General features: G+C 71.9%; 23 protein-coding genes and 1 tRNA gene. 20 read left to right on the forward strand and 4 right to left on the reverse strand.

Annotated features, from left to right (window positions below; translation table 11 throughout):
* Positions 1-2: 2 nt before the first annotated feature.
* On the reverse strand, positions 3-914 hold the full coding sequence (locus LO931_RS16640; protein ID WP_229054982.1) for an NAD(P)H-binding protein: 912 nt from the start codon (positions 912-914) through the stop codon (positions 3-5).
* 89 nt (positions 915-1,003) lie between these two features.
* Here LO931_RS16640 and glmU point away from each other — a divergent pair, with 89 nt between their 5' ends.
* The 5 genes from glmU to mfd all read left to right on the forward strand — a co-directional run bounded on the left by glmU (position 1,004) and on the right by mfd (position 8,424).
* Positions 1,004-2,446: a bifunctional UDP-N-acetylglucosamine diphosphorylase/glucosamine-1-phosphate N-acetyltransferase GlmU gene (gene glmU / locus LO931_RS16645; RefSeq protein ID WP_229054983.1), complete on the forward strand. Its 1,443-nt coding sequence runs from the start codon at positions 1,004-1,006 to the stop codon at positions 2,444-2,446.
* Positions 2,447-2,451: 5 nt separating this feature from the next.
* On the forward strand, positions 2,452-3,465 hold the full coding sequence (locus LO931_RS16650; RefSeq protein WP_370636169.1) for a ribose-phosphate diphosphokinase: 1,014 nt from the start codon (positions 2,452-2,454) through the stop codon (positions 3,463-3,465).
* 195 nt (positions 3,466-3,660) lie between these two features.
* Entirely contained in the window at positions 3,661-4,332 is a 672-nt protein-coding gene (locus LO931_RS16655; protein WP_229054984.1) for a 50S ribosomal protein L25/general stress protein Ctc, read from the forward strand.
* A complete protein-coding gene (pth, locus tag LO931_RS16660) occupies positions 4,329-4,895 on the forward strand; it encodes an aminoacyl-tRNA hydrolase (protein ID WP_229054985.1) in 567 nt (188 codons plus the stop codon). Before LO931_RS16655 ends, pth begins: the two co-directional genes overlap by 4 nt.
* Positions 4,879-8,424, forward strand: a complete 3,546-nt coding sequence (gene mfd / locus LO931_RS16665; protein WP_229054986.1) for a transcription-repair coupling factor — start codon at positions 4,879-4,881, stop codon at positions 8,422-8,424. The genes pth and mfd overlap by 17 nt, the downstream gene beginning before the upstream one ends.
* A gap of 19 nt (positions 8,425-8,443) precedes the next feature.
* On the opposite strand, the gene LO931_RS16670 is transcribed toward mfd, so the two are convergent.
* Positions 8,444-9,286, reverse strand: a complete 843-nt coding sequence (locus tag LO931_RS16670) for a helix-turn-helix transcriptional regulator (protein ID WP_229054987.1) — start codon at positions 9,284-9,286, stop codon at positions 8,444-8,446.
* Positions 9,287-9,407: 121 nt separating this feature from the next.
* On the opposite strand from LO931_RS16670, the gene LO931_RS16675 reads away from it, so the two are divergent.
* The 9 genes from LO931_RS16675 to LO931_RS16715 all read left to right on the forward strand — a co-directional run bounded on the left by LO931_RS16675 (position 9,408) and on the right by LO931_RS16715 (position 15,215).
* On the forward strand, positions 9,408-10,166 hold the full coding sequence (locus tag LO931_RS16675; RefSeq protein ID WP_229054988.1) for an SDR family NAD(P)-dependent oxidoreductase: 759 nt from the start codon (positions 9,408-9,410) through the stop codon (positions 10,164-10,166).
* Between the two features lie 32 nt (positions 10,167-10,198).
* The gene (locus tag LO931_RS16680) at positions 10,199-10,837 is read left to right on the forward strand and encodes a MazG family protein (protein ID WP_229054989.1); all 639 of its coding nucleotides are present in this window, start codon (positions 10,199-10,201) and stop codon (positions 10,835-10,837) included.
* A 103-nt stretch (positions 10,838-10,940) separates the two neighbouring features.
* On the forward strand, positions 10,941-12,218 hold the full coding sequence (gene eno / locus LO931_RS16685; protein WP_229054990.1) for a phosphopyruvate hydratase: 1,278 nt from the start codon (positions 10,941-10,943) through the stop codon (positions 12,216-12,218).
* A 190-nt stretch (positions 12,219-12,408) separates the two neighbouring features.
* On the forward strand, positions 12,409-12,837 hold the full coding sequence (locus tag LO931_RS16690; protein ID WP_229054991.1) for a septum formation initiator family protein: 429 nt from the start codon (positions 12,409-12,411) through the stop codon (positions 12,835-12,837).
* Positions 12,834-13,349 carry a DUF501 domain-containing protein gene (locus LO931_RS16695; RefSeq protein ID WP_370636163.1) on the forward strand — a complete coding sequence of 172 codons (516 nt, stop codon included), beginning with the start codon at positions 12,834-12,836 and terminating at the stop codon, positions 13,347-13,349. Before LO931_RS16690 ends, LO931_RS16695 begins: the two co-directional genes overlap by 4 nt.
* 14 nt (positions 13,350-13,363) lie before the next feature.
* The gene (locus LO931_RS16700) at positions 13,364-14,281 is read left to right on the forward strand and encodes a Ppx/GppA phosphatase family protein (RefSeq protein ID WP_229054992.1); all 918 of its coding nucleotides are present in this window, start codon (positions 13,364-13,366) and stop codon (positions 14,279-14,281) included.
* Between the two features lie 72 nt (positions 14,282-14,353).
* Positions 14,354-14,824: a hypothetical protein gene (locus tag LO931_RS16705; RefSeq protein ID WP_229054993.1), complete on the forward strand. Its 471-nt coding sequence runs from the start codon at positions 14,354-14,356 to the stop codon at positions 14,822-14,824.
* Entirely contained in the window at positions 14,821-15,132 is a 312-nt protein-coding gene (locus LO931_RS16710; protein ID WP_229054994.1) for a transcriptional regulator, read from the forward strand. Before LO931_RS16705 ends, LO931_RS16710 begins: the two co-directional genes overlap by 4 nt.
* A gap of 9 nt (positions 15,133-15,141) precedes the next feature.
* Positions 15,142-15,215: transfer RNA gene (locus LO931_RS16715), tRNA-Leu, on the forward strand.
* Positions 15,216-15,232: 17 nt separating this feature from the next.
* Here LO931_RS16715 and trmB read toward each other — a convergent pair.
* The gene (gene trmB / locus LO931_RS16720; RefSeq protein WP_229054995.1) at positions 15,233-15,973 is read right to left on the reverse strand and encodes a tRNA (guanosine(46)-N7)-methyltransferase TrmB; all 741 of its coding nucleotides are present in this window, start codon (positions 15,971-15,973) and stop codon (positions 15,233-15,235) included.
* Between the two features lie 35 nt (positions 15,974-16,008).
* On the opposite strand from trmB, the gene LO931_RS16725 reads away from it, so the two are divergent.
* From LO931_RS16725 to LO931_RS16740, 4 genes are all read left to right on the forward strand, one after another.
* Positions 16,009-16,554, forward strand: a complete 546-nt coding sequence (locus tag LO931_RS16725; RefSeq protein ID WP_229054996.1) for a DinB family protein — start codon at positions 16,009-16,011, stop codon at positions 16,552-16,554.
* A 65-nt stretch (positions 16,555-16,619) separates the two neighbouring features.
* Positions 16,620-16,949: a PadR family transcriptional regulator gene (locus tag LO931_RS16730; RefSeq protein ID WP_229054997.1), complete on the forward strand. Its 330-nt coding sequence runs from the start codon at positions 16,620-16,622 to the stop codon at positions 16,947-16,949.
* Positions 16,946-17,890 (forward strand): hypothetical protein, encoded by a 945-nt coding sequence (locus tag LO931_RS16735; protein ID WP_229054998.1) that lies wholly within the window; start codon positions 16,946-16,948, stop codon positions 17,888-17,890. The genes LO931_RS16730 and LO931_RS16735 overlap by 4 nt, the downstream gene beginning before the upstream one ends.
* A gap of 122 nt (positions 17,891-18,012) precedes the next feature.
* Entirely contained in the window at positions 18,013-18,879 is an 867-nt protein-coding gene (locus LO931_RS16740) for a Bax inhibitor-1/YccA family protein (protein ID WP_229054999.1), read from the forward strand.
* Between the two features lie 69 nt (positions 18,880-18,948).
* Here the strand turns inward: LO931_RS16740 and LO931_RS16745 are convergent, their stop codons facing one another.
* Positions 18,949-19,863 (reverse strand): SGNH/GDSL hydrolase family protein, encoded by a 915-nt coding sequence (locus tag LO931_RS16745; RefSeq protein ID WP_229055000.1) that lies wholly within the window; start codon positions 19,861-19,863, stop codon positions 18,949-18,951.
* Positions 19,864-19,925: 62 nt separating this feature from the next.
* Here LO931_RS16745 and LO931_RS16750 point away from each other — a divergent pair, with 62 nt between their 5' ends.
* On the forward strand, positions 19,926-20,621 hold the full coding sequence (locus LO931_RS16750; RefSeq protein ID WP_229055001.1) for a tyrosine-protein phosphatase: 696 nt from the start codon (positions 19,926-19,928) through the stop codon (positions 20,619-20,621).
* Positions 20,618-21,532 carry a pirin family protein gene (locus LO931_RS16755; protein WP_229055002.1) on the forward strand — a complete coding sequence of 305 codons (915 nt, stop codon included), beginning with the start codon at positions 20,618-20,620 and terminating at the stop codon, positions 21,530-21,532. The genes LO931_RS16750 and LO931_RS16755 overlap by 4 nt, the downstream gene beginning before the upstream one ends.
* Positions 21,533-21,696 lie beyond the last annotated feature (164 nt).

Below are 21,696 nucleotides of genomic sequence, written 5' to 3' on the forward strand. Positions count from 1 at the left end.
GCTCAGTCGTCGCCGAGCGCGGCCTTGCGCTCGGCAAGGGCCCGCTTGACGGCCTCGGTGTAGGTCAGGGGCTCGCCCGGCACGACCTCGCGGATGCGCTGCTCGCTCACCACGACCTCGACGCCCATCGAGTCGATGAGGTTGCGTCCGGTCGTGGCGTCCACGTCGGTGACGAGCGCGAGCCACCGGGACGAGAGCCCGGGCGACAGCACCGGCACCGTCACCATGGGCGTCTTGCGGCCCTGGATCTGCTCGCCGGCGATCTGCATCATGTCGCGGTACGTCATCGAGTCGGGGCCGCCGATCTCGAAGGTCTGCCCGATCGCGTCGGGGTGGTCGATCACGCCCGCCAGGTAGCGCACGACGTCGTCGATGGCGACGGGCTGCGTGCGCGTGGCGGTCCACTTCGGCACGATCATCGCCGGCAGGTTCTTGACGAGCTGGCGGGTGAGCTCCCACGAGATCCCGCCGTGACCCACGACGATCGCGGCGCGCAGCACCGTGACGGGCACGCCACCGCTGCCCAGGAGACCCTCGACCTCGCGGCGCGAGCGCAGGTGCGCGGACAGGTCGTCGCCGTCGGCCCCGAGCCCACCCAAGTAGACGATCTGCTTCACACCCGACTCGGCAGCGATGGTGCCGAACCGGGAGGCCGCCTCGGCATCGATCTTCTCGAAGTCGTCCTGGTCGAGCGAGTGCACGAGGTAGATCGCGACGTCGACGCCCTCGAGTGCAGCGGCCAGCGACGCCGAGTCGTCGACATCGGCCCCGACCGCGGTGCCCTCGCCGTCGTACTCCTCAGGCCTGCGCGTCATGGCGCGCACCTCGTGCCCGCGCTCGACGAGCTCGGGGACGAGGCGTTGGCCGATGAATCCGGTGGCCCCGGTGACGAGGACCGTGAGCGAGGAGGACATGCCGTGAGCCTAGGTGCGGGAACCCACCTCAGCATCACGAGCGGATCGGTCCTCGGCCGCCGACGGCACCCGTCCCTACACTGGCGGACGTGTCTGCACCCTCGTCTGGCTCCGTCACCGCCATCGTGCTCGCCGCAGGGGCGGGCACCCGGATGCGCTCCGAACGCCCCAAGGTCCTGCACGAGATCGGCGGACTGCCCCTCGTGGGCCATGCGCTCGCTGCGGTCGCCGGCCTCGGCGCGCACGTCACCGTGACCGTCATCGGGCACGGTCGCGAGCAGGTCGCGGAGGTCGTCAGCGGCCTCGCGCCCGACGCCCTGCAGGTCGTGCAGGAGCAGCAGCGCGGCACGGGCCACGCGGTGAAGGTCGCGCTCGAGGCCCTGGCCGAGGCGCCGACGGGCACCGTCGTCGTGACCTACGGAGACGTGCCCCTGCTGACGACCGAGACCCTCGTCGGTCTGATCGACGAGCACGCGGGTGACCGCCGGGCCGTCACGATCCTCAGCTCCGTCTCCGACAAGCCCGCCGGCTACGGACGCATCGTCCGCGACGGCGAGGGCCGGGTGCTGGCGATCCGCGAGCACCGCGACGCCAGCGCCGAGGAGCTGCTGATCCCCGAGATCAACAGCGGCGTGCTGGCCGTCGACGCCGACTTCCTGCTGCGGGCCGTCGCCGCCCTGCGCGACGACAACGACCAGGGCGAGCTGTACCTGACCGACATCGTCGCCCACGCCGTCGGTGAGGGTCTCCCCGTCGGTGCGCACGTCCTGGAGGACGTCTGGCAGACCGAGGGGGTCAACGACCGCGTGCAGCTGGCCCAGCTCGGGCAGAAGCTCAACGAGCGACTCGTGGAGCACTGGATGCGTGAGGGCGTCACCGTCGTCGACCCCGCCACGACCTGGATCGACTCGGCGGTCGAGCTCGCGCCGGACGTCACCCTCTTGCCAGGCACCCAGCTGCTGGGGGCCACGGTCGTCGCGACCGGCGCCACGATCGGGCCCGACACCACCCTGCGCAACGTCGAGGTCGGGCAGGGTGCCTCCGTGGTGCGCACGCACGGCTCCGACTCCGTGATCGGCCCCGACACCAGCGTCGGCCCGTTCGCCTACCTCCGGCCGGGCACCCTGCTGGACGCCGGCGGCAAGATCGGCACGTTCGTCGAGACCAAGAACGCGCACATCGGTCCGGACGCCAAGGTGCCGCACCTCAGCTACGTCGGCGACGCCGAGATCGGCGAGGGCTCCAACATCGGCGCCGGCACGATCACGGCGAACTACGACGGCCAGCACAAGCACCGCACGACGGTCGGCAAGCACGCCCGCACGGGCTCCGACAACGTCTTCGTCGCTCCGGTCACGATCGGCGACGGCGCCTACACGGCCGCAGGTACCACGGTCCGCGACGACGTCCCCGCGGGGGCGCTCGCCATCGGCGAGGGACGACAGAGGATGATCGACGGGTGGGTCGAGTCGAAGCGACCCGGCACCTCGTCCGCCGAGGCCGCACGTCGAGCACGGGAGACCCGCGAGTGAGCAGCCTGTCATCCACCTCTGGACCCGCCGAGGCCACGTCGTCGAGCACGTCCAGCAAGAGGACGACGACCAAGAACCTCATGCTGTTCTCGGGTCGCACCCACCCGACCCTGGCGCAGGAGGTGGCCGAGCTCCTCGGCGTCGACCTCGTGCCCACGACGGCCTACGACTTCGCCAACGGCGAGATCTACGTCCGCTTCGACGAGTCCGTGCGCGGCTGCGACGCCTTCGTGATCCAGAGCCACGCGGCGCCGATCAACCAGGCGATCATGGAGCAGCTCATCATGATCGACGCGCTCAAGCGCGCCTCGGCCAAGCGCATCACGGTCGTGCTGCCGTTCTACGGCTACGCCCGCCAGGACAAGAAGCATCTCGGCCGCGAGCCGATCTCGGCGCGCCTCATGGCCGACCTCTTCCTCTCCGCGGGTGCCGACCGGCTCATGACGGTCGACCTGCACACGGCGCAGATCCAGGGCTTCTTCGACGGCCCGGTCGACCACCTCCTGGCGATGCCGATCCTCACGCGCTACGTGCGGGAGAAGTACGCCGACCACTCCTTCGCCGTCGTCTCGCCCGACGCGGGCCGCATCAAGGTGGCCGAGTCGTGGGCCAACGCCCTTGGCGGCGCCCCGCTGGCGTTCATCCACAAGACGCGCGACGTCACGCGGCCGAACGAGAGCAAGGCCAACCGCGTCGTCGGTGAGGTCGCCGGTCGCACCTGCATCCTGGTCGACGACCTGATCGACACCGGCGGCACGATCGTGCAGGCCGCCGAGGCGCTCATGGCCGACGGTGCCGCGGAGGTCGTCATCCTGGCGACGCACCCCGTGTTCTCCGGGCCCGCCGTCCAGCGGCTCCGCGACTCGGTCGCGACCGAGGTCATCGTCACGAACACCCTGCCGCTCGGCCCGGAGCAGACGTTCGACAAGCTCACGGTGCTGTCGATCGCCCCGCTGCTGGCGCAGGCCATCGCCGCGGTGTTCGAGGACGGCTCGGTCACGAGCCTGTTCAAGGACTGACCTGCACGTCGACCGTCGCCCCCGGGTGACGGATTACCAGCCTTCGCACCTGCTGCGGTAGGCTCGTCCGGTTGCCTCGGCGAGGGTCGGAATCGTCCGACCGTGATCGACAGGGCGCTCGTACCGAGTGCTGTGTCGCGCGCCCGACGGCTCACCCCCAGAACCCCGCATCAGCAATTCGAGGAGCAGTTTCCCGTGGCCGACATCACGATTCCCGCCGAGACCCGCACGGAGTTCGGCAAGGGCGCCGCCCGCCGCATCCGCCGCGACGACAAGGTGCCCGCCGTGCTCTACGGCCACGGCTCCGACCCCGTCCACGTGACCCTGCCGGGCCACACCCTGATGCTGGCGCTCAAGAACTCCAACGCGCTGCTGACGATCGACCTCGGCAGCGAGCAGCACCTCGCGATCCCCAAGCAGGTCCAGCGTGACCCGCTCAAGGGCTTCCTCGAGCACGTCGACCTCCTCATCGTGAAGCGCGGCGAGAAGGTCACCGTCGACATCCCGCTGAACGTCACCGGCGAGGCCGCTCCCGAGACGCTCGTCGTCACCGACACCACGACCCTGTCGGTCGAGGTCGACGCCACCGCGATCCCGAACGAGATCGAGGTCAGCATCGAGGGCCTCCAGGTCGGCGACCAGGTGCTCGCCAAGGACGTCACGCTGCCGAAGGGCTCGACCCTGGCCGTCGAGGACGACCTGCTGATCATCAACGTCACCGCCGCGCCCACCGCGGCCGAGGTCGACGCGGAGCTCGCCGAGGCCGAGGCCGAGGTCGGCATCGAGAAGGACGAGCCCGAGTCCGAGACCGGCGACGACGCCGAGGCTGACGCCGAGGCCGAGGCCGGGGACGCCGAGTCGGAGTGACCTGGCTGATCGCCGGGCTCGGCAACCCGGGCCCGGCGTACGCCACCACCCGACACAACGTCGGGTACCTGGTGACCGACGTCCTCGCCGCCCGCATGGGCGGGAAGTGGTCGTCGCACCGCAAGAGCCGTACCGACGTCGTCGAGGGCCGTCTGGCCGGCGAGCGCGTCGTGCTCGGACGCTCCCGCTCGTACATGAACGAGAGCGGCGGACCGCTCAAGGCGCTCGGCGGATTCTTCGACGTCGCTCCGGAGGAGTACGTCGTGATCCACGACGAGCTCGATATCGACTTCGGACGCCTGCGCATCAAGCTCGGAGGCGGCGACAACGGCCACAACGGGCTCAAGTCGCTGCGCGGCTCGCTCGGCACGGGGGAGTTCCACCGCGTGAGGGTTGGCATCGGCCGGCCTCCCGGGCAGCAGACCGTGCACGACTTCGTGCTCAAGCCGTGGTCCGCGGCCGAGCGCAAGGAGCTCGACGTCAACGTCGAGGAGGCGGCCGACGCCGTCGAGTCGCTCATCACCCGAGGTCTCGTGGAGACGCAAAGTGCCTTCAACCGCTGAGGTCCCCGGACCGCTGCTGGGAGGGCTCGCCGCCCGTGTCGCGGGCCTGCCCGGCCTGACGTCCGCTCTCGGCGAGAGCGCCGACGGCGTGCGTGCCCAGTCGGTGCGCGGTCCGTCCGCCCTCCGCCCGTTCGTGGCGCACGCCCTCGCGGGCCGCGCCGGGCCCGTGCTCGTCGTCACGGCCACGGCGCGCGAGGCCGACGAGGTCGCCGCCGTGCTCGGCGAGACGCTGGGCCCCGACCTCGTCGCGTCGTTCCCGGCCTGGGAGACGCTGCCGCACGAGCGGCTGTCGCCGCGGTCCGACACCGTCGGTCGCCGCCTCGCGACCCTCCGACGCCTGGTCCACCCCGAGGCCAACGAGGGCAGCGCACCCCTGCGCGCCATCGTCGCGCCCGTCCGCTCGATCCTGCAGCCGCAGGTGCGCGGACTCGCCGACCTGACGCCGGTGGAGCTCTCCGTCGGAGACGACTACGAGCTCGACGCGCTGGTGCGCGACCTCGCCGGCGCCGCGTACGCCCGGGTCGACCTCGTGGAGCGACGCGGCGAGTTCGCCGTCCGCGGCGGCATCGTCGACGTCTTCCCGCCCACGGCCGACCATCCCGTCCGGATCGAGTTCTGGGGCGACACCGTCGAGGAGCTCCGGCAGTTCTCGGTGGCCGACCAGCGCTCCCTCGAGCCCGTCACCCGGGTGTGGGCGCCGCCGTGCCGCGAGCTCCTGCTGACCGACGAGGTCCGGGCCCGCGCGAAGGCGCTCGCCGGGAGCCACCCGTCGCTCGTGGAGATGCTCTCCAAGATCGCGGAGGGCCACGCCGTCGAGGGCATGGAGTCGTTCACGCCCGCGCTGGTCGACGAGATGGAGCTGCTGGTCGACCTGCTGCCGGGCGACGCCTCCGTGCTGCTCTGTGACCCCGAGCGGGTCCGGGCCCGCGCGCACGACCTCGTCGCCACGAGCGAGGAGTTCCTGCAGGCCTCCTGGGCCGCTGCGGCCACCGGCGCCGAGGCGCCGATCGACCTGACCTCGGCCGCCTTCCACACGCTCGACCAGGTCCGGGAGCACACGCTCTCGCTCGGTCACCTCTGGTGGGGCGTCACGCCGTTCGGGCTCGACGCCGAGACCACCGACGGCGGCGAGTGGGACCTCGAGGTCGAGGAGTCGCCCGAGCTGCGCGGCGACCTCGACGCCGCAGCCACCGTCATCCGCAACTGGCGCACCGAGGGGCTCGAGGTCGTCCTCGTCGTGCCCGGGCACGGCCAGGTGCAGCGCACGCTCGAGTGGCTCGCCGAGGTCGACCTGGCGGGCGCCGAGGTCAGTGCCGCCCCCGGGTCCGACTCCCCTCAGCCCGCCGAGGGCGTCGTCCGCGTGCTGTGCGCCGAGCTCGCGCACGGCTTCGTGGCGCGTCCGCTCGGGCTCGCGGTCCTGACCCACGACGACCTGGTGGGACAGCGTGCCGCCGAGAAGGCCACCCGCTCGATGCCGGCCCGCCGCCGCAAGCAGGTCGACCCGCTCGAGCTCAAGGCCGGCGACCCGGTCGTGCACGAGCAGCACGGTGTCGGCCGCTACGTCGAGCTCGTCAACCGCGTGGTGCAGGGCGCGGCCCGCGAGTACCTCGTCATCGAGTACGCGCCGGGCAAGCGCGGCCAACCGGGCGACCGGCTGTTCGTCCCGATGGACCAGCTCGACCAGGTCAGCCGGTACGTCGGTGGCGAGAACCCCACGCTCGACAAGATGGGCGGCGCCGACTGGACCCAGCGCAAGGCCAAGGCGCGCAAGGCGGTCCGGCAGATCGCGGGCGAGCTCATCAAGCTCTACGCCGCGCGGCAGTCGACCAAGGGTCACGCCTTCGGTCCCGACACGCCCTGGCAGCGCGAGCTCGAGGACTCCTTCGCGCACGTCGAGACCCCCGACCAGCTCGTCACGATCGAGGACGTCAAGCGCGACATGGAGCGCACCGTCCCGATGGACCGCCTCGTGTGCGGCGACGTCGGATACGGCAAGACCGAGATCGCCGTCCGCGCGGCGTTCAAGGCGATCCAGGACGGCAAGCAGGTCATCCTGCTCGTCCCGACGACCCTGCTGGTGCAGCAGCACCACGCGACCTTCGCCGAACGCTTCGGCCAGTTCCCCGTCACGATCCGGCCCCTCTCGCGCTTCCAGTCCGAGAAGGAGTCGAAGGAGACGATGGACGGCCTGGCCGACGGCTCGGTCGACATGGTGATCGGCACCCACCGCCTGCTCCAGCCCGGCGTGCACATCAAGGACCTCGGTCTCGTGATCGTCGACGAGGAGCAGCGCTTCGGCGTCGAGCACAAGGAGGCGCTCAAGCACCTGCGCGCCGCCGTCGACGTGCTCTCGATGTCGGCCACGCCGATCCCGCGGACGCTCGAGATGGCGATCACCGGCATCCGCGAGATGTCGACCATCGCGACCCCGCCGGAGGAGCGGCACCCCGTGCTGAGCTTCGTCGGCGCCTACGAGGACCGTCAGGTCGTCGCCGCGATCCGGCGCGAGCTGCTGCGCGAGGGCCAGGCGTTCTACATCCACAACCGGGTGCAGAGCATCGACAAGGCGGTCGCACGGCTGCAGGAGCTCGTGCCCGAGGTGCGCGTCGCCGGCGCGCACGGCCAGATGAGCGAGTCCGAGCTCGAGCGGGTCATGGTCGACTTCTGGGAGAAGCGCTACGACGTGCTCGTGTGCACCACGATCGTCGAGTCGGGCCTGGACGTCTCGAACGCCAACACGATGATCATCGAGCGCTCCGACGTCCTCGGCCTGTCGCAGCTGCATCAGCTGCGGGGCCGCGTGGGTCGAGGCAGCGAGCGCGCGTACGCGTACTTCCTCTACCCGCCGGACAAGCCGCTGACGGAGACCGCGCACGACCGGCTCGCCACGATCGCGCAGCACTCCGAGCTCGGCGGTGGCATGGCCGTGGCGATGAAGGACCTCGAGATCCGTGGTGCGGGCAACCTGCTCGGCGGTGAGCAGTCGGGCCACATCGCCGACGTCGGCTTCGACCTGTACGTGAGGCTCGTCGGCGAGGCCGTCGCGGAGTTCCGCGGCGACACCGAGCCGACGCGCCGGGACGTCAAGATCGAGCTGCCCATCGAGGCGCACCTGCCGACCGACTACGTGCCGAGCGAGCGCCTGAGGCTCGAGGTCTACAAGCGGCTGTCGGCGGTGGGCTCGGTCGAGGAGATCGCCGAGCTGCGCGCCGAGCTGGTCGACCGCTACGGCGAGCCGCCGGAGGTCACCGAGACCCTGCTCGAGGTCGCGCGCCTCCGGGTCGCCGTGGCCGGGGCCGGGGTCGAGGAGGTCACCAGCGCCGGCAGCAACATCCGCTTCGCCGGGGTGAAGCTGCCGGACTCGGCTCAGATGCGGCTGCGCCGGATCTACCCGAAGAGCATGTACAAGGCGGCGACCGACATCGTCCTCGTGCCGCGTCCGCGCGAGGCCCACGTCGGCGGCAAGCCGCTGGCGGGCCGCGAGCTCCTGGAGTGGACCCGCGTCGTCATCGAGACCCTCGCCGCCTGACCCCCTCCCCGGCGGGCGGTCAGGGGGTGGTGAGGCGCTGGGTGCCGACGACGCCCAGGAGGGCGAGCTTGGCGGCGTCGTCGGAGCCGGCCCGAGCGGTGAACACCAGCAGGCGCTGGCCCGTCTCGGTGTCGAGCAGCGACTCGCACTCCAGCGTCAGCGGCCCGATCTCGCGGTGCACGAAGCGTTTGGTCTGCGTGTGCTTCTCGTCGACGTCGTGCTGGGCCCACACCTCGCGGAACTCCGCGCTCTCCCGCGTCAGCGCGGTGACGATCTGCGCAGCGCGCGAGCCGGCCCCACCGGTCGCGGCGGCCGACCGCAGCTCGGCGGTGAAGATGCCGCCGCGCAGCGCGTGGTCGTCCTCCGGATACACGTCGCGGCTCGTCGGGTCGGTGTACCAGCGGTAGACCGTCGACCGGGCGAGGCCGGTGAACGAGGTCTGGTCGCCGAGCAGGGCGACCGCCACGGGGTTCTGCACGAGGGTCTCGCCCGTCGACGTCACGACCTGCGCGGGGGTGTCGGTGAGTCGGTCGAGAATGCGCTGCACCCCCGGCGCCACGTGGTCGCTCGTGGGCAGCCTGGCCGGGGCCGCGTGTCCGGCGAGGCGGAAGAGGTGGTCGCGCTCGGGCAGGTCGAGCCGCAGTGCCCGTGCCAGGGCGCCGACGATCTGCGTCGACGGCTGCGGACCTCGCCGCTGCTCGAGCCGGCTGTAGTAGTCGGTCGACATCCCCGCCAGCGCGGCGACCTCCTCGCGGCGCAGCCCCGTCGTCCGCCGACGAGCGCCCCGCACGGTGCCGACGTCCTCTGGCTGCAGCGCCTCGCGGCGGGTGCGCAGGAAGTCGGCGAGCTGTTCGCGGTCCATGCGTCCATCCTCCCGCGCCCGGCCACGCGCATCCAGGGATCCGCGATCCAGGGATGAGCCGTGCCTGGTGGGCCGCCGCGATGGTCGCAAGGCTGGACGCACCCGATCGAAGGAACCTGACATGACTCGCATCGCTCTCATCACCGGCGGCAACCGTGGCCTGGGCCGCGCCGCCGCCCTCTCCCTGGCCGCCGACGGCACCGACGTCGTCCTGACCTACCGCGGCGGCTCCGAGGAGGCGTCCGCCGTCGTGGCCGAGGTCGAGGCGCTCGGCCGTCGCGCCGCCGCCCTGCAGCTCGACACGACCGTGCCGTCCGGCTTCGCCGCGTTCGCCGAGGCGCTGACGAGCACCCTGCGCGAGGTGTTCGACCGCGAGACGTTCGACGTCCTCGTGAACAACGCGGGCTACTCCGGCTGGACGCCGTTCGGCGAGACGACCGAGGCGCAGCTGGACGACCTGCTCGCGGTGCACGTCAAGGGTCCGATCCTCCTGACCGAGCTGCTGGCCCCGCTGGTCGTCGACGGTGGGCGGGTGCTGTTCGTGTCGACCGGGCTGACCCGGTTCGTGGCGACCCCCGCGTACTCGGCCTACGCCTCGGCGAAGGGTGCGATCGAGGTCTACACGACCTACGCGGCCAAGGCCCTGGGATCGCGCGGCATCACGGTCAACGTCGTCGCCCCCGGCGCCACGGCGACCGACTTCGGTGGCGGCATGATCCGCGACAACGACGACTACCGCGCGATGATCACCGCCAACCACGCGTTCGGCCGGGTCGGCGAGCCGGAGGACATCGGGGGAGCGATCCGTGCGCTGGCCTCCGAGAGCGCCGGCTGGATCACGGGCCAGCGCGTGGAGGCCTCCGGCGGCCAGGCGCTCTGACCCGCGCTTCCCGGCCGGGGGAGAATGGGCGCATGAGCGACGAGCACCAGCGGACGGGTGAGGCGCTCCTGGAGCTCGTCGAGGTCATGGACCGGCTGCGACGCGAGTGCGCCTGGACCGCCGAGCAGACGCACGAGACGCTGGCGCGCTACGTGCTCGAGGAGACGCACGAGGTGCTCGACGCGCTCGACTCGGGTGACCGCGAGGCCCTCCGCGACGAGCTGGGCGACCTCCTCATGCAGGTCGTGTTCCACGCGCGCATCGCCGAGGAGGCGGGCGACGACCGCTTCGACGTCGACGACGTGGCCCGCGGCATCACCGACAAGCTGCGCCGCCGCAACCCGCACGTCTTCGGCGACGGCACGGCCCGCACGCCCGACGAGATCGACGCCGCCTGGCAGGCGGTCAAGGCCGAGGAGAAGGCCCAGAAGTCAGGGGGGCGGGAAGCGTCGGCGTCGGTGCACGACGGCATCCCGTCGACGCTGCCCGCGCTGAGCTACGCCGACAAGGTGCTCAAGCGACTGGGCGATCCCGCGGTGAGCAGCGAAGCCGGCGACCTCGGCACCCGCCTGCTCGCCCTCGTCGCCGAGGCCCGCGCCGCAGGCGTCGACCCGGAGGAGGCCCTGCGCCGCACGGTCCGCGCCCTCCCCGATCGGCCGCCCGTCGGCTGAAGAGGTCACGGTTACGCGGCCTCTCCGCCGTGCCTCTCCGGCCCCGCGGTGCCGGGGCTCTAGGCTGGACCCCGCACGTCACACCCCTTCTCTGAGGAGACCCATGGCCAGCATCGAAGCCGTCGGAGCACGCGAGATCCTCGACTCGCGCGGCAACCCCACCGTGGAGGTCGAGGTGGCCCTCGACGACGGCAGCATCGGCCGTGCCGCGGTCCCGTCCGGCGCCTCGACCGGCCAGTTCGAGGCCGTCGAGCTGCGTGACGGCGGCGACCGGTACGTCGGCAAGGGCGTCCTCAAGGCCGTCGCGGCCGTCAACGGCGAGCTCGGCGAGGCCGTCGAGGGATTCGACGCCGACGACCAGCGCGCGATCGACAACGCCCTGCGCGACCTCGACGGCACGCCCAACAAGGGGACCTTCGGCGCCAACGCGATCCTCGGCATCTCGCTCGCGACGGCGCACGCCGCCGCCGAGTCGGCCGGCCTGCCGCTGTTCCGCTACGTCGGCGGCCCCAACGCGCACGTCCTGCCCGTGCCGATGATGAACATCCTCAACGGTGGCGCCCACGCGGACTCCAACGTCGACATCCAGGAGTTCATGATCGCGCCCATCGGCGCCCCGACCTTCGCCGAGGCCCTGCGCCAGGGCGCCGAGGTCTACCACGCGCTCAAGGGCGTCCTGAAGTCCGACGGCCTGTCGACGGGCCTGGGTGACGAGGGCGGCTTCGCGCCGGACCTGTCGTCCAACCGCGCCGCGCTCGACCTCATCGCGAAGGCCGTCGACCTGACCGGTCTGAAGCTCGGCACCGACATCGCGCTCGCGCTCGACGTCGCCGCCACCGAGTTCCACGCCGACGGCGTCTACACGTTCGAGGGTGCCTCGAAGAGCGCCGAGGAGATGTCGGCCTACTACGCCGAGCTCGTCGCCGCCTACCCGATCGTCTCGATCGAGGACCCGCTCGACGAGGAGGACTGGGCCGGCTGGATCGGCATCACGACCGACCTCGGCGACCAGGTCCAGCTCGTCGGCGACGACCTGTTCGTCACCAACGTCGAGCGGCTCTCGCGCGGCATCGCCGAGGGCGCGGCCAACTCGATGCTGGTCAAGGTCAACCAGATCGGCTCGCTCAGCGAGACCCTCGACGCCGTCGAGCTCGCCCACCGTGCCGGGTTCACCAACATGATGAGCCACCGCTCGGGCGAGACCGAGGACACGACGATCGCCGACCTCGCGGTCGCGACGAACTGCGGCCAGATCAAGACCGGTGCGCCGGCCCGGTCCGACCGCGTCGCCAAGTACAACCAGCTGCTGCGCATCGAGGAGCTGCTCGGCTCGGCCGCCAGCTACGCCGGCGCGTCGGCCTTCCCGCGTCTGTCGCTCTGAGCTGATGGCGGGAGCACGCGGGTCGTCGGGACCGGGCCGGGGCAAGTCCTCCGGCCCGGCCTCGCGCCCGCGTGGGTCCGCGAGCGCGCGACCGTCACGTCCGACCACGCCGTCGGCCTCGACCCGCCGCCAGCCCCGGCGACCGGCCACCCCGAGCGGCACGGGGGGATCGCGATTCACGGCTCGCGCCATGGTGCTGCTGGCCGTCATGGTGCTGCTCATCGCGTCGTACACCGCCCAGGTGCACACGTGGTGGCAGCAGCGTCAGGAGGTCCGCGCGACCACGGCCGAGATCGAGATGCGCAAGGCCGTGATCGAGAGCCTCGAGGACGACGCCGCGCGCTGGGACGACCCGGCGTACATCGAGCAGCAGGCGCGGGAGCGCTTCGGCTGGGTGCTGCCGGGTGAGGTCGGCTACCGCGTGGTCGACGCCGACGGCCAGGTCGAGGGTGACGTCCCGCAGCTCGCCGAGCCCCCCAGCGAGGCCGGACCCGAGTGGTACGGCCAGCTGTGGGAGAGCGTCAAGGTGGCGGGCCAGGAGCCTGAGCCCAAGGCGCCGCCCACGGTCACCCCGCAGGAGCCGCTGGGCCAGGAGCCCGCAGGAGAAGAAGGTCAGTGACTCCGCAGAACCCCGCCCCGGTGCCCCCCAGCGACGAGGACCTCGCGGCGATCCGCGAACAGCTCGGCCGCCCCGCCCGCGGCGTCGTGACCGTGGCGTCGCGCTGCCCGTCGGGCCATCCGAACGTCGTCATGACGGAGCCGCGGCTGCCCGACGGCACCCCGTTCCCGACCCTGTACTACCTGACGTGTCCTCGCCTCGCCGGGGCGATCGGCACGCTCGAGGCGGCAGGAGTCATGGCCGACATGAGCCAGCGTCTGGAGGAGGACGAGGAGCTCGCGGCCAGGTACCGCCGCGCCCACGAGTCGTACCTCGCCGAGCGCGAGGCGATCGGGCACGTGCCCGAGATCGACGGCATCACGGCAGGCGGCATGCCCACCCGGGTCAAGTGCCTGCACGTCCTCGTGGGTCACGCGCTCGCGAAGGGACCCGGTCTGAACCCCCTCGGCGACGAGGCCGTCGCGATGCTCGGCGACTACTGGGGCAGCTCGTCCTGCGCCCCCACCGCCTGACTAGGGTGGACGACATGACGCGCGTGGCGGCGATCGACTGCGGGACCAACTCCATCCGCTTGCTGGTCACCGATCTCGGGCCCGACGGCAGCGCGAACGACCTGGTCCGCGAGATGCGCATCGTCCGTCTGGGCGAGGGCGTGGACCGCACGGGACGCCTCGATCCGGCGGCGATCGAGCGCACCGTCACGGCGACCCGCGAGTACGCGCTGACGATCGGCGAGATGGGCGTCGACGCCACGCGGTTCTGCGCGACGTCCGCGGCCCGTGACGCCGAGAACGTCGACGACTTCCGGGCCGCGATCGTCGAGGTGCTGGGCGTCGAGCCCGAGATCCTGACGGGTGATGCCGAGGCACGGGCTTCGTTCCTGGGGGCCACGGCCGAGCTCGGCCCGGAGCCCTCGCTCGTGGTCGACATCGGCGGTGGCTCGACCGAGCTCGTGCGGGGCGCAGCGAACGAGATCGCCTCCGCCGTCTCGCTCGACATCGGCTCGGTGCGGCTGACCGAACGGTTCCTGGCCAGCGACCCGCCCTCGATCGCCGAGATCACCGAGCTCGTCGACCACCTTGACGCACTGCTGGCCCCGGCGGTCACCGGATGGGAGCCGGTCACGCGGTTCATCGGCGTCGCCGGCACCGTCACGACGGTCGCCGCTCACGCCCTCCAGCTCGCGACCTACGACAGCGAGCGCATCCACGGAGCCCGCCTCCCGGTCGACCAGGTGCGCGAGGCGTGCCTCTCGCTCGTGCAGATGCCGGTCGCCGACCGCCGGCACCTGCCGTTCATGCACCCCGGCCGCGCCGACGTCATCGGCGCCGGGGCGCTGATCCTGGACCGCCTCCTCGAGGTCGTGCCGCTGGCGTCGGGCGAGGTGCTGGTCAGCGAGCGCGACATCCTCGACGGCATCGCCCGGAGCGCCGTCCCCGTCTGACCGCTCGGATTGACTTTCCGAGTCGGAATGTTATTGTCTTTCTGTAACGGAAAGTCGACGGAGAGGATCGTCATGAGCGAGTTCACGCACGAGGCCGGATCCACGAGCGGCGACGCCGAGGCACTGGCGGCGGTGGCTGCCGCGCGGCGCTCGGTGGCCGACCGGCTGGTCACACCCTGGTGGTACCACCCGGCGCTCGGGCTGCTGCTCGGCGGATTCACGGTGGCCGTCGCCCTGGGGGACTGGTGGGTGACGCTCGTCGGGCTGGTCGTCTTCGCCGCTGGGGCCGGCGCCCTCGTCGCCGCCTATCGTCGCCGGACCGGCATCTGGCTCTCGGGTCACGAGCCGGGTCCCGCCAACCGGTGGTCGTCCCTGATGGGGGTGGTGGCCGGCCTCGGGATCGCCGCCGCGATCCTGCTGGCCTTCGCGGGCGTCCCGGACGTCTGGGTCTGGGTCGTCGCCGCTGCCATCGCCGTCGTGATCGTGCCGATCGGCCGCCGGTACGACCGCGAGCTCCGCGCCGACCTGCGGGGTGAGCGGTGACCCCTGCCGAACCGGCGCCGGCATTCGACGACGTGATCCACGCGCCGCACCGCTTGCGGATCTGCGCGTTCCTCGACGCGGTCACGTCGGCGGAGTTCGCCGCGGTCCGCGACCTCCTGGAGGTGGCCGACTCGGTCGCCAGCAAGCACCTCAAGGTGCTGACCGACGCGGGCTACGTCGAGCTCGAGAAGCCGACCGGACGCGGCCGCGTCCGCACCTGGGTGCGCCTCACGCCCGAGGGTCGCGCGGCCTACCGCGGCCACGTCGCGGCACTGCGCGGCATCACGGCCGGCCTGCCCGCTGACTAGGCTGACCGCGCTCCCGTAGCCCAATCGGCAGAGGCAGACGGCTTAAACCCGTCCCAGTGTGGGTTCGAGCCCCACCGGGAGCACTGCAGGCCCCCCGGGCCTAGCGGCGCACGGCCGTGAGGTCGTGGATCTCGCGGCCGGCGGCGATGCCCTTGGCCTCGAAACGGGTCAGCACGCGGCCGTCCCAGCGCTCGCTGCGGCCGCCCTCGAAGTCGGGAGAGCCGGCCACGACCTCGGCCATCTGCTCGGCGTACTCGGCCCAGTCCGTCGCCAGGCGCCAGGTGCCGCCGGGCTTGAGCACCCGGGCGGCGAGGTGGGCGAAAGCCGGGGTCACGAGGCGCCGTTTCTGGTGTCGCTTCTTGTGCCACGGGTCCGGGAAGTGGACCCAGAGCTCGTCGACCGACGCCTCGGGCAGCGTCGTGGTGAGGGCCTCGGCGGCGTTGACGATCGCGAGCCGTACGTTGGTCAGGCCTCCGTGGCGCACGCCGATCAGCGTCTGCGCGACGCCCGGCTTGTAGACCTCCAGCCCGAGGAAGTCGGTGTCGGGCGCCTCGGTCGCGGCGTGCACGAGCACCTCACCGCGCCCGCTGCCGATCTCGACGACGAGCCGCGCCGAACGCCCGAACAGGGCGTCGGTGTCGAGCACGTACTGGGGGTCCACCGACGTCGACGGGCCGGAGCGGGGCACGTCCACGACCATCGTGTCGGCCAGCAGGTCCCAGGACTTCTGCTGGCGGTCGTTGAGCCGGCCGCCGCGGCGCGTGAACGAGACGGGCTCGGTGCGGTAGCCCGGGTGACCGCCATCGGCAGGATCTGGACGGGTGTCGGCCGAATCAGACATGGTGCGCACCCTAGCGAGGCGGTCAGGATGGTCCGGTGACGAGTGGAAGTGACCCGATCGTGCCCGACGACAAGGACTGGACGTGGGTCCTGCGCGAGCCGTGTCCCGAGTGCGGGTTCGTGGCGGCTGACGTCGACCCGGCCGACGTCGGCCCCGGCATCGACGCGCAGGTGGCGACGTGGCAGGCCGTGGTCCGTCGCGACGCGGCCGCGGTGAGGCCTCGACCGGAGCGCTGGTCGGACCTGGAGTACGCGTGCCACGTGCGCGACGTGTTCACGGTGTTCGCCGGCCGGATCGAGCAGATGCTCGACGAGCCGGAGGGGTCCGAGGGGGCGCGCTTCGCGAACTGGGACCAGGACGCCGCGGCGCTCGAGGGCGACTACGCCCACGCCGATCCGACCCTCGTGGAGGACCAGCTCGCGCGCGAGGGCGAGCGTCTCGCGGCGGCGCTCGCGCGGGTCGAGGGTGCGGACTGGCAGCGTCGAGGGCTCCGGTCCAACGGCTCGGAGTTCACCACCGCGACGCTGACCCAGTATTTGGTGCACGACCTCGAGCACCACCGCGTCGACGTCGGCGCCTGAACGGCGACGAGCCGCTTTAGTTCCGGTCCGCGCGGTACTGTGCAATCCGTGGTACTGTCCAGCGCATGGATGCCACACAGCTCCTCAAGGGAGTGCTCGACGTCGCCGTGCTGGCGGTCGTCGAGGCCGAGGACGGATACGGGTACGACGTCGTGCGGCGCCTGCGCTCCGCGGGCCTGGACGACGTGGGTGACGCGTCGGTCTACGGCACGCTGCGCCGGCTGTACTCCGCCGGTGCCCTCACCTCGTACGTCGTCCCCTCCGAGGAGGGGCCGCACCGCAAGTACTACGGCATCACCGACCAGGGCCGCACGATGCTGGAGCACCAGCGCAAGGTGTGGGCCGAGTTCTCCACGACCATGACCGATCTCCTCACCCCGGAGGCAGCAGCATGACCACGACGGTTCCCACCGAGATCGCCTCCTTCGCCGCGAGCGTGCGTGCCGCGCTGGCCGACCTGCCGGCCGAGGAGGTCGAGGAGCTCACCGAAGGCCTCGAGGCCGACCTGGCCGAGGCCTTCCGCGAGGACCTGGCTCGAGAGCTCGGTGATCCCGAGGTCTACGCGGTCGAGCTGCGCACTGCGGCCGGTCTTCCGGCCCCCGAGCCGACGTCGCGCCGCTCGTCGGTCGTCGACAAGGTCCGCGACCTCGGGCGCGACACCCGCAGCCTCGTGTCCGACCATCCGGTGCTGGAGCGCACCGTCGACTTCGTGGTCTCCCTGCGCCCCGCGTGGTGGCTGCTCCGGGCGTGGGCCGCGTGGGTCCTCGTCGGCGGGGTGCTCGGCACGGGCGGGGGTCTCGGCTCCCTCGTCGTGCTGGTCCTGTTCGCGATCGGCAGCGTCGCGCTGGGTCTCGGTCGCTGGCCCGGCTGGGTCACCGGCATCATCGTCGCCGGCAACGTCGCCGCAGCCGTCGTGGTGCTCGCCATGCTCGCGTACCTGCCGTCGTCGTTCGGCTCGAGCTACACGGACGGCGACAGCTACGCCTCGGCCGACCTGACCGGCGTGTACCTCGACGGGCAGCAGGTGACCAACATCTTCGCGTACGGCGCCGACGGGCAGCCCCTGTCCGACGTGCAGCTGTTCGACCAGGACGGCCGTCCGCTCGCGACGTCGGTGCCCGGCGGCAACGGCTGCCTCGACCCCGACTGCGTCGACCTCGGCCTGTGGGCCCCCATGACCCTGGTGACGGGGCAGCCGGCGTACAACGTCTACCCGATGAGCATGGTCGAGGCCTACAGCGACGACTACGGAACCCTGCGACCCGTCACGGGCGCCACGGCGGTCCCGCGCCCGTCGCCGTTCCTGCAGGTCCCGGCCCTCACGCCCGCGGGCTGATCGCCACCACCACAGGTTGCGCACAGAAACTTCTCAACCCGGGAGCAAAACGCCATTGTCGTGCGTTGTATAGGGTGACCCCATCAGGCTCGATGATGCGAGCCGACCTCCCGGAGGGAATCATGCACAGCTCGAACCCCGTGTTCTCCCGCAACGACGCCTACAACGGGCGTTCGTCGTCGGTCCAGACCGACCCGTCGCAGTGGACGGTCGACACCAACGCGCAGCCGGGCTATGCCCCGCCGGCCGGCGCCTCCTCCGACCGCATGACGATCGACTCCGTCGTCGAGAAGACCGCGGTCACGCTCGGCATCGTGGTCGCCGCTGCCGCCGTCGCCTGGGTCGTCATCGGCCAGGTCATCGTCGGCGAGAACTCGATCGGCCAGACGGTCGTCGACCAGGCCGCCCTGAACCGGGCCTTCGCCTTCGCCGCCGTTGGCGCGATCGTCGGCCTGGTGCTGTCGCTCGTCAACTCGTTCAAGAAGGTCATCAGCCCGGCGCTGGTCATCGCGTACGCGGTGTTCCAGGGTGTCTTCGTCGGCGCGCTGTCGAAGGTCGTCTCGACCTACGTCGGTGACGTCAGCATCGTCTTCCAGGCGATCGTCGGCACGTTCGTCGCGTTCGGCGCGACGCTCGCGGCCTACAAGTTCTTCAACATCCAGGTCACCGACCGCTTCCGCAAGGTCGTCACGATCGCGGTCTTCGCGTTCGCCGGCGCGGTTCTCCTGAATTTGCTGCTGTCGGTCACCGGCGTCGTCGACGACGGCGGCCTGCGCGGCTTCAACATGCTCGGTCTGGCCGTCTCGGCCATCGCGGTCGTGCTGGCCGTGCTGATGCTCGTCCTCGACTTCGACTACGTCGAGAAGGGCGTCGAGGCGGGTCTTCCGCAGCGCGAGTCCTGGCGTGCGGCCTTCGGCCTCACGGTCACGCTGATCTGGCTCTACATCGAGATCCTGCGCATCCTCGCGATCCTGCGCGGCAGCGACTGACCAGCTGACACCAGGACGCCCCCGACCGATTCGCCGGTCGGGGGCGTTCTGCGTCCGGTCGGCGCGGCGTCAGCGCAGGCGGCGCAGGACGCCGGCCCAGCGCCCGGCGCGGCGGACCTCGGTGCCGGACTCCTGTGCGGCCTTCTCGGCGGCCTCCTCGACCGGCATGCGCTCCTCCGTCTCGCCCTCGCGGTCCTCGAGCGGCTCGCTGCGGCGCTCGTGCACCGCGTCGGCCAGCGAGGGCAGGAGCGCCCCGACCATCGCGGCGTAGCCGGAGGCCGAGGGGTGGAAGCGGTCGTCGCCGAACATCAGCTCGTGGTGCTCGCGCAGCATCGACGCCAGCAGCGAGCCGAGCGAGACCGTGCGGGCACCCGCCTCGATGGCCCCGACGGTCTGCAGGCGCGCCATGCGACGGCTCTGCAGGCGGGCGATGCTGCGCAACGGCTGCATCAGCGGCTTGACGGTGCCGAGGTCGGGGCACGTGCCCACGACGACATGGGTGCCGGAGGCCACGAGCCGGCTGATCGCCACCTGCAGGTCGCTGACGGCGTCGGACATCGACTTCAGGTGCGTCACGTCGTTGGCGCCGACCACGATGACGGCGACATCGGCACCGAAGTCGAGTCCGCGGTCGACCTGCTCGGCCAGGTCGCTGCTCTCGGCCCCCACGACCGCGACGCTGCGCACGTCGACCGGTCCCGCGACGAGCTGGGCGAGTCCCCAGCCGAGCATCGCCGGGGGCGTGGTCATCTGCGTCTGCATGCCGTAGCCCACGGCGGCCGAGTCGCCCATCACGAGCAGCCGCACGGTCTCGCCCGAGAGGTTGTCGCCGTAGAGGCCGTCGGGGGACGGCGGGCGCGCGTCGGTGACGCCGATCAGCCGCCGCGCCAGGACGGTCTCGCCGAAGATGAACCCCACGGAGGCCCCGACCGCGCCGGCGGTCCCGAGGGCGGTGGTGGTGGCGACTCGACGACTGACACGCATGGCTCCAGCCTAGTGACCGGGTGCCTGCCCAGCGCGCCGGCGCATGGCCGATCATGGGTGACATGGCCGACCTCGTCCCGAACCTGCGTGATCTTCACGGCGTCGCGATCGACGGCGGATCCGTCGCCCCCGGTCGGCTCCTGCGCAGTGCGGCACCGGCCGTGGGCGACGCGGCCCCGATCGGCGTGGTGTGGCCGCCGGTCTCGGTGATCGACCTGAGGTCGGCCAGCGAGATCGAGCCGGAGCACCCCCTCGCTGACGGCGCCACGATCCACCGCGTGCCGCTGCTGGGCGCCCTGCGTCCCGGCGCGGCGCGGCCCGTGGATCTTCCGGGCCTCTACCTGGGCGTCGTGGAGTCCGCCGGCCCGATGCTGGTCGACGTCGTGCGGGCGATCTCCTCGGCTCCTGGGCCGGCCCTCGTGCACTGCGCCGCCGGCAAGGACCGCACGGGCATCTCGGTGGCACTGACGCTGATGCTCGCCGGCGCCGACACCGTCGTCGTCGTCGACGACTACCTCGAGACCGCGAAGCACCGCGCCGCGATCGACGCCCGCCTGTCCGCGACGGCCGGGCACGACCACCGCCTCACGCTGCCGGCCTCCTTCTTCGAGACCAAGCCCGACGCCATCGGCGGCGTCATCGAGGTCTGGGAGGGGCACACGGGCGGAGTGCGCGGGTGGTTCGGCGACGCGGGCGGCACCGACGACGACCTCGAACGCCTGCTCGGTCACCTCCGTGGTGACACCATGAGTGCATGAGCCAGGGAGCCGGGATGAGTGCTGAGACGCTGCTGCCACGCGAGGTGCCGCTCGGTGGCATCCGGGGCATCACGGTGCACCGCACGCTGCCGCACCGGTCGCGCCCGACGATCGGTGCCTGGTGCTTCGCCGACCACTTCGGACCCACCGACTCCCGCATGAACGTGCTCCCGCACCCCCACATCGGGCTGCAGACCGTCACGTGGCCCGTCGCCGGCCAGGTCCGACACCGCGACAGCCTCGGCTCGGACGTCGTGCTGCGGCCCGGCGAGCTCAACCTCATGACCTCCGGCGACGGCGTCTCCCACTCCGAGATCAGCGACCCGACCGACCCGACGCCGATGGACGGCGTGCAGCTGTGGGTCGCCCTGCCCGAGTCCCGGCGCCACGGTGCCGCTGACTTCGAGCACGTGCCCGACCTCCCGACGGTGGAGGGCCGCGGCTGGACCGGCACCCTCGTCGTCGGCGACTTCGCAGGCCAGTCCTCGCGGGCCCGCATCTACACGCCGCTCGTGGGTGTGCAGATCTCGCTCCACGACCCCGACGTCGTGCTCGACCTCGACCCGACCTTCGAGCACGGGGTGCTCGCGCTCGACGGCCCGGTCTCGGTCGACGGGACTCGCATCGAGCACCGGGCCCTGCGCTACCTCGACCCGGCCTCGCGCGTGCGTATCGACGGCGCGGGCCGCACGATCCTGCTGCTCGGCGGCGAGCCGTTCACCGAGAAGCTCGTGATGTGGTGGAACTTCATCGGCCGCGACCACGACGAGATCGTCGAGGCGCGCGACGCCTGGATGAGCCGGCCCGTGGGCGGCCACTTCGGTCGCGTCGAGGGCCACGGCGAGGAGTTCGTCCCCGCCCCGGAGCTCCCTAACGTCCGCATCCGCCCCCGCGTCCGCCTCAAGCTCTGACCGGGCGAGCAACCCCGCCGGGCCGATCCACCCGTTGGTCGAGTGGGTGCGAGCTCTGTGAGCGCGCGTGTCGAGACCTGGTCGCCGGCCGGCACGCGGTCCGACCGCTCGGGCCCAGCCCGGATCTCAGTCTCGACATACAGTCCTGCACTGAGATACCGTCG

It is taken from the genome of Aeromicrobium sp. Leaf350, from assembly GCF_916858655.1.
Lineage (GTDB): Bacteria > Actinomycetota > Actinomycetes > Propionibacteriales > Nocardioidaceae > Aeromicrobium.

Coding starts and splice junctions, on each gene's coding strand:
- LO931_RS16640 (WP_229054982.1), bottom strand. CDS start 914: ATGTCCTCCTCGCTCACGGTCCTCGTCACCGGGGCCACCGGATTCATC.
- LO931_RS16670 (WP_229054987.1), bottom strand. CDS start 9,286: ATGGACCGCGAACAGCTCGCCGACTTCCTGCGCACCCGCCGCGAGGCG.
- LO931_RS16675 (WP_229054988.1), top strand. CDS start 9,408: ATGACTCGCATCGCTCTCATCACCGGCGGCAACCGTGGCCTGGGCCGC.
- LO931_RS16680 (WP_229054989.1), top strand. CDS start 10,199: ATGAGCGACGAGCACCAGCGGACGGGTGAGGCGCTCCTGGAGCTCGTC.
- eno (WP_229054990.1), top strand. CDS start 10,941: ATGGCCAGCATCGAAGCCGTCGGAGCACGCGAGATCCTCGACTCGCGC.
- LO931_RS16690 (WP_229054991.1), top strand. CDS start 12,409: ATGGTGCTGCTGGCCGTCATGGTGCTGCTCATCGCGTCGTACACCGCC.
- LO931_RS16700 (WP_229054992.1), top strand. CDS start 13,364: ATGACGCGCGTGGCGGCGATCGACTGCGGGACCAACTCCATCCGCTTG.
- LO931_RS16705 (WP_229054993.1), top strand. CDS start 14,354: ATGAGCGAGTTCACGCACGAGGCCGGATCCACGAGCGGCGACGCCGAG.
- trmB (WP_229054995.1), bottom strand. CDS start 15,973: ATGTCTGATTCGGCCGACACCCGTCCAGATCCTGCCGATGGCGGTCAC.
- LO931_RS16730 (WP_229054997.1), top strand. CDS start 16,620: ATGGATGCCACACAGCTCCTCAAGGGAGTGCTCGACGTCGCCGTGCTG.
- LO931_RS16735 (WP_229054998.1), top strand. CDS start 16,946: ATGACCACGACGGTTCCCACCGAGATCGCCTCCTTCGCCGCGAGCGTG.
- LO931_RS16740 (WP_229054999.1), top strand. CDS start 18,013: ATGCACAGCTCGAACCCCGTGTTCTCCCGCAACGACGCCTACAACGGG.
- LO931_RS16745 (WP_229055000.1), bottom strand. CDS start 19,863: ATGCGTGTCAGTCGTCGAGTCGCCACCACCACCGCCCTCGGGACCGCC.
- LO931_RS16750 (WP_229055001.1), top strand. CDS start 19,926: ATGGCCGACCTCGTCCCGAACCTGCGTGATCTTCACGGCGTCGCGATC.
- LO931_RS16755 (WP_229055002.1), top strand. CDS start 20,618: ATGAGCCAGGGAGCCGGGATGAGTGCTGAGACGCTGCTGCCACGCGAG.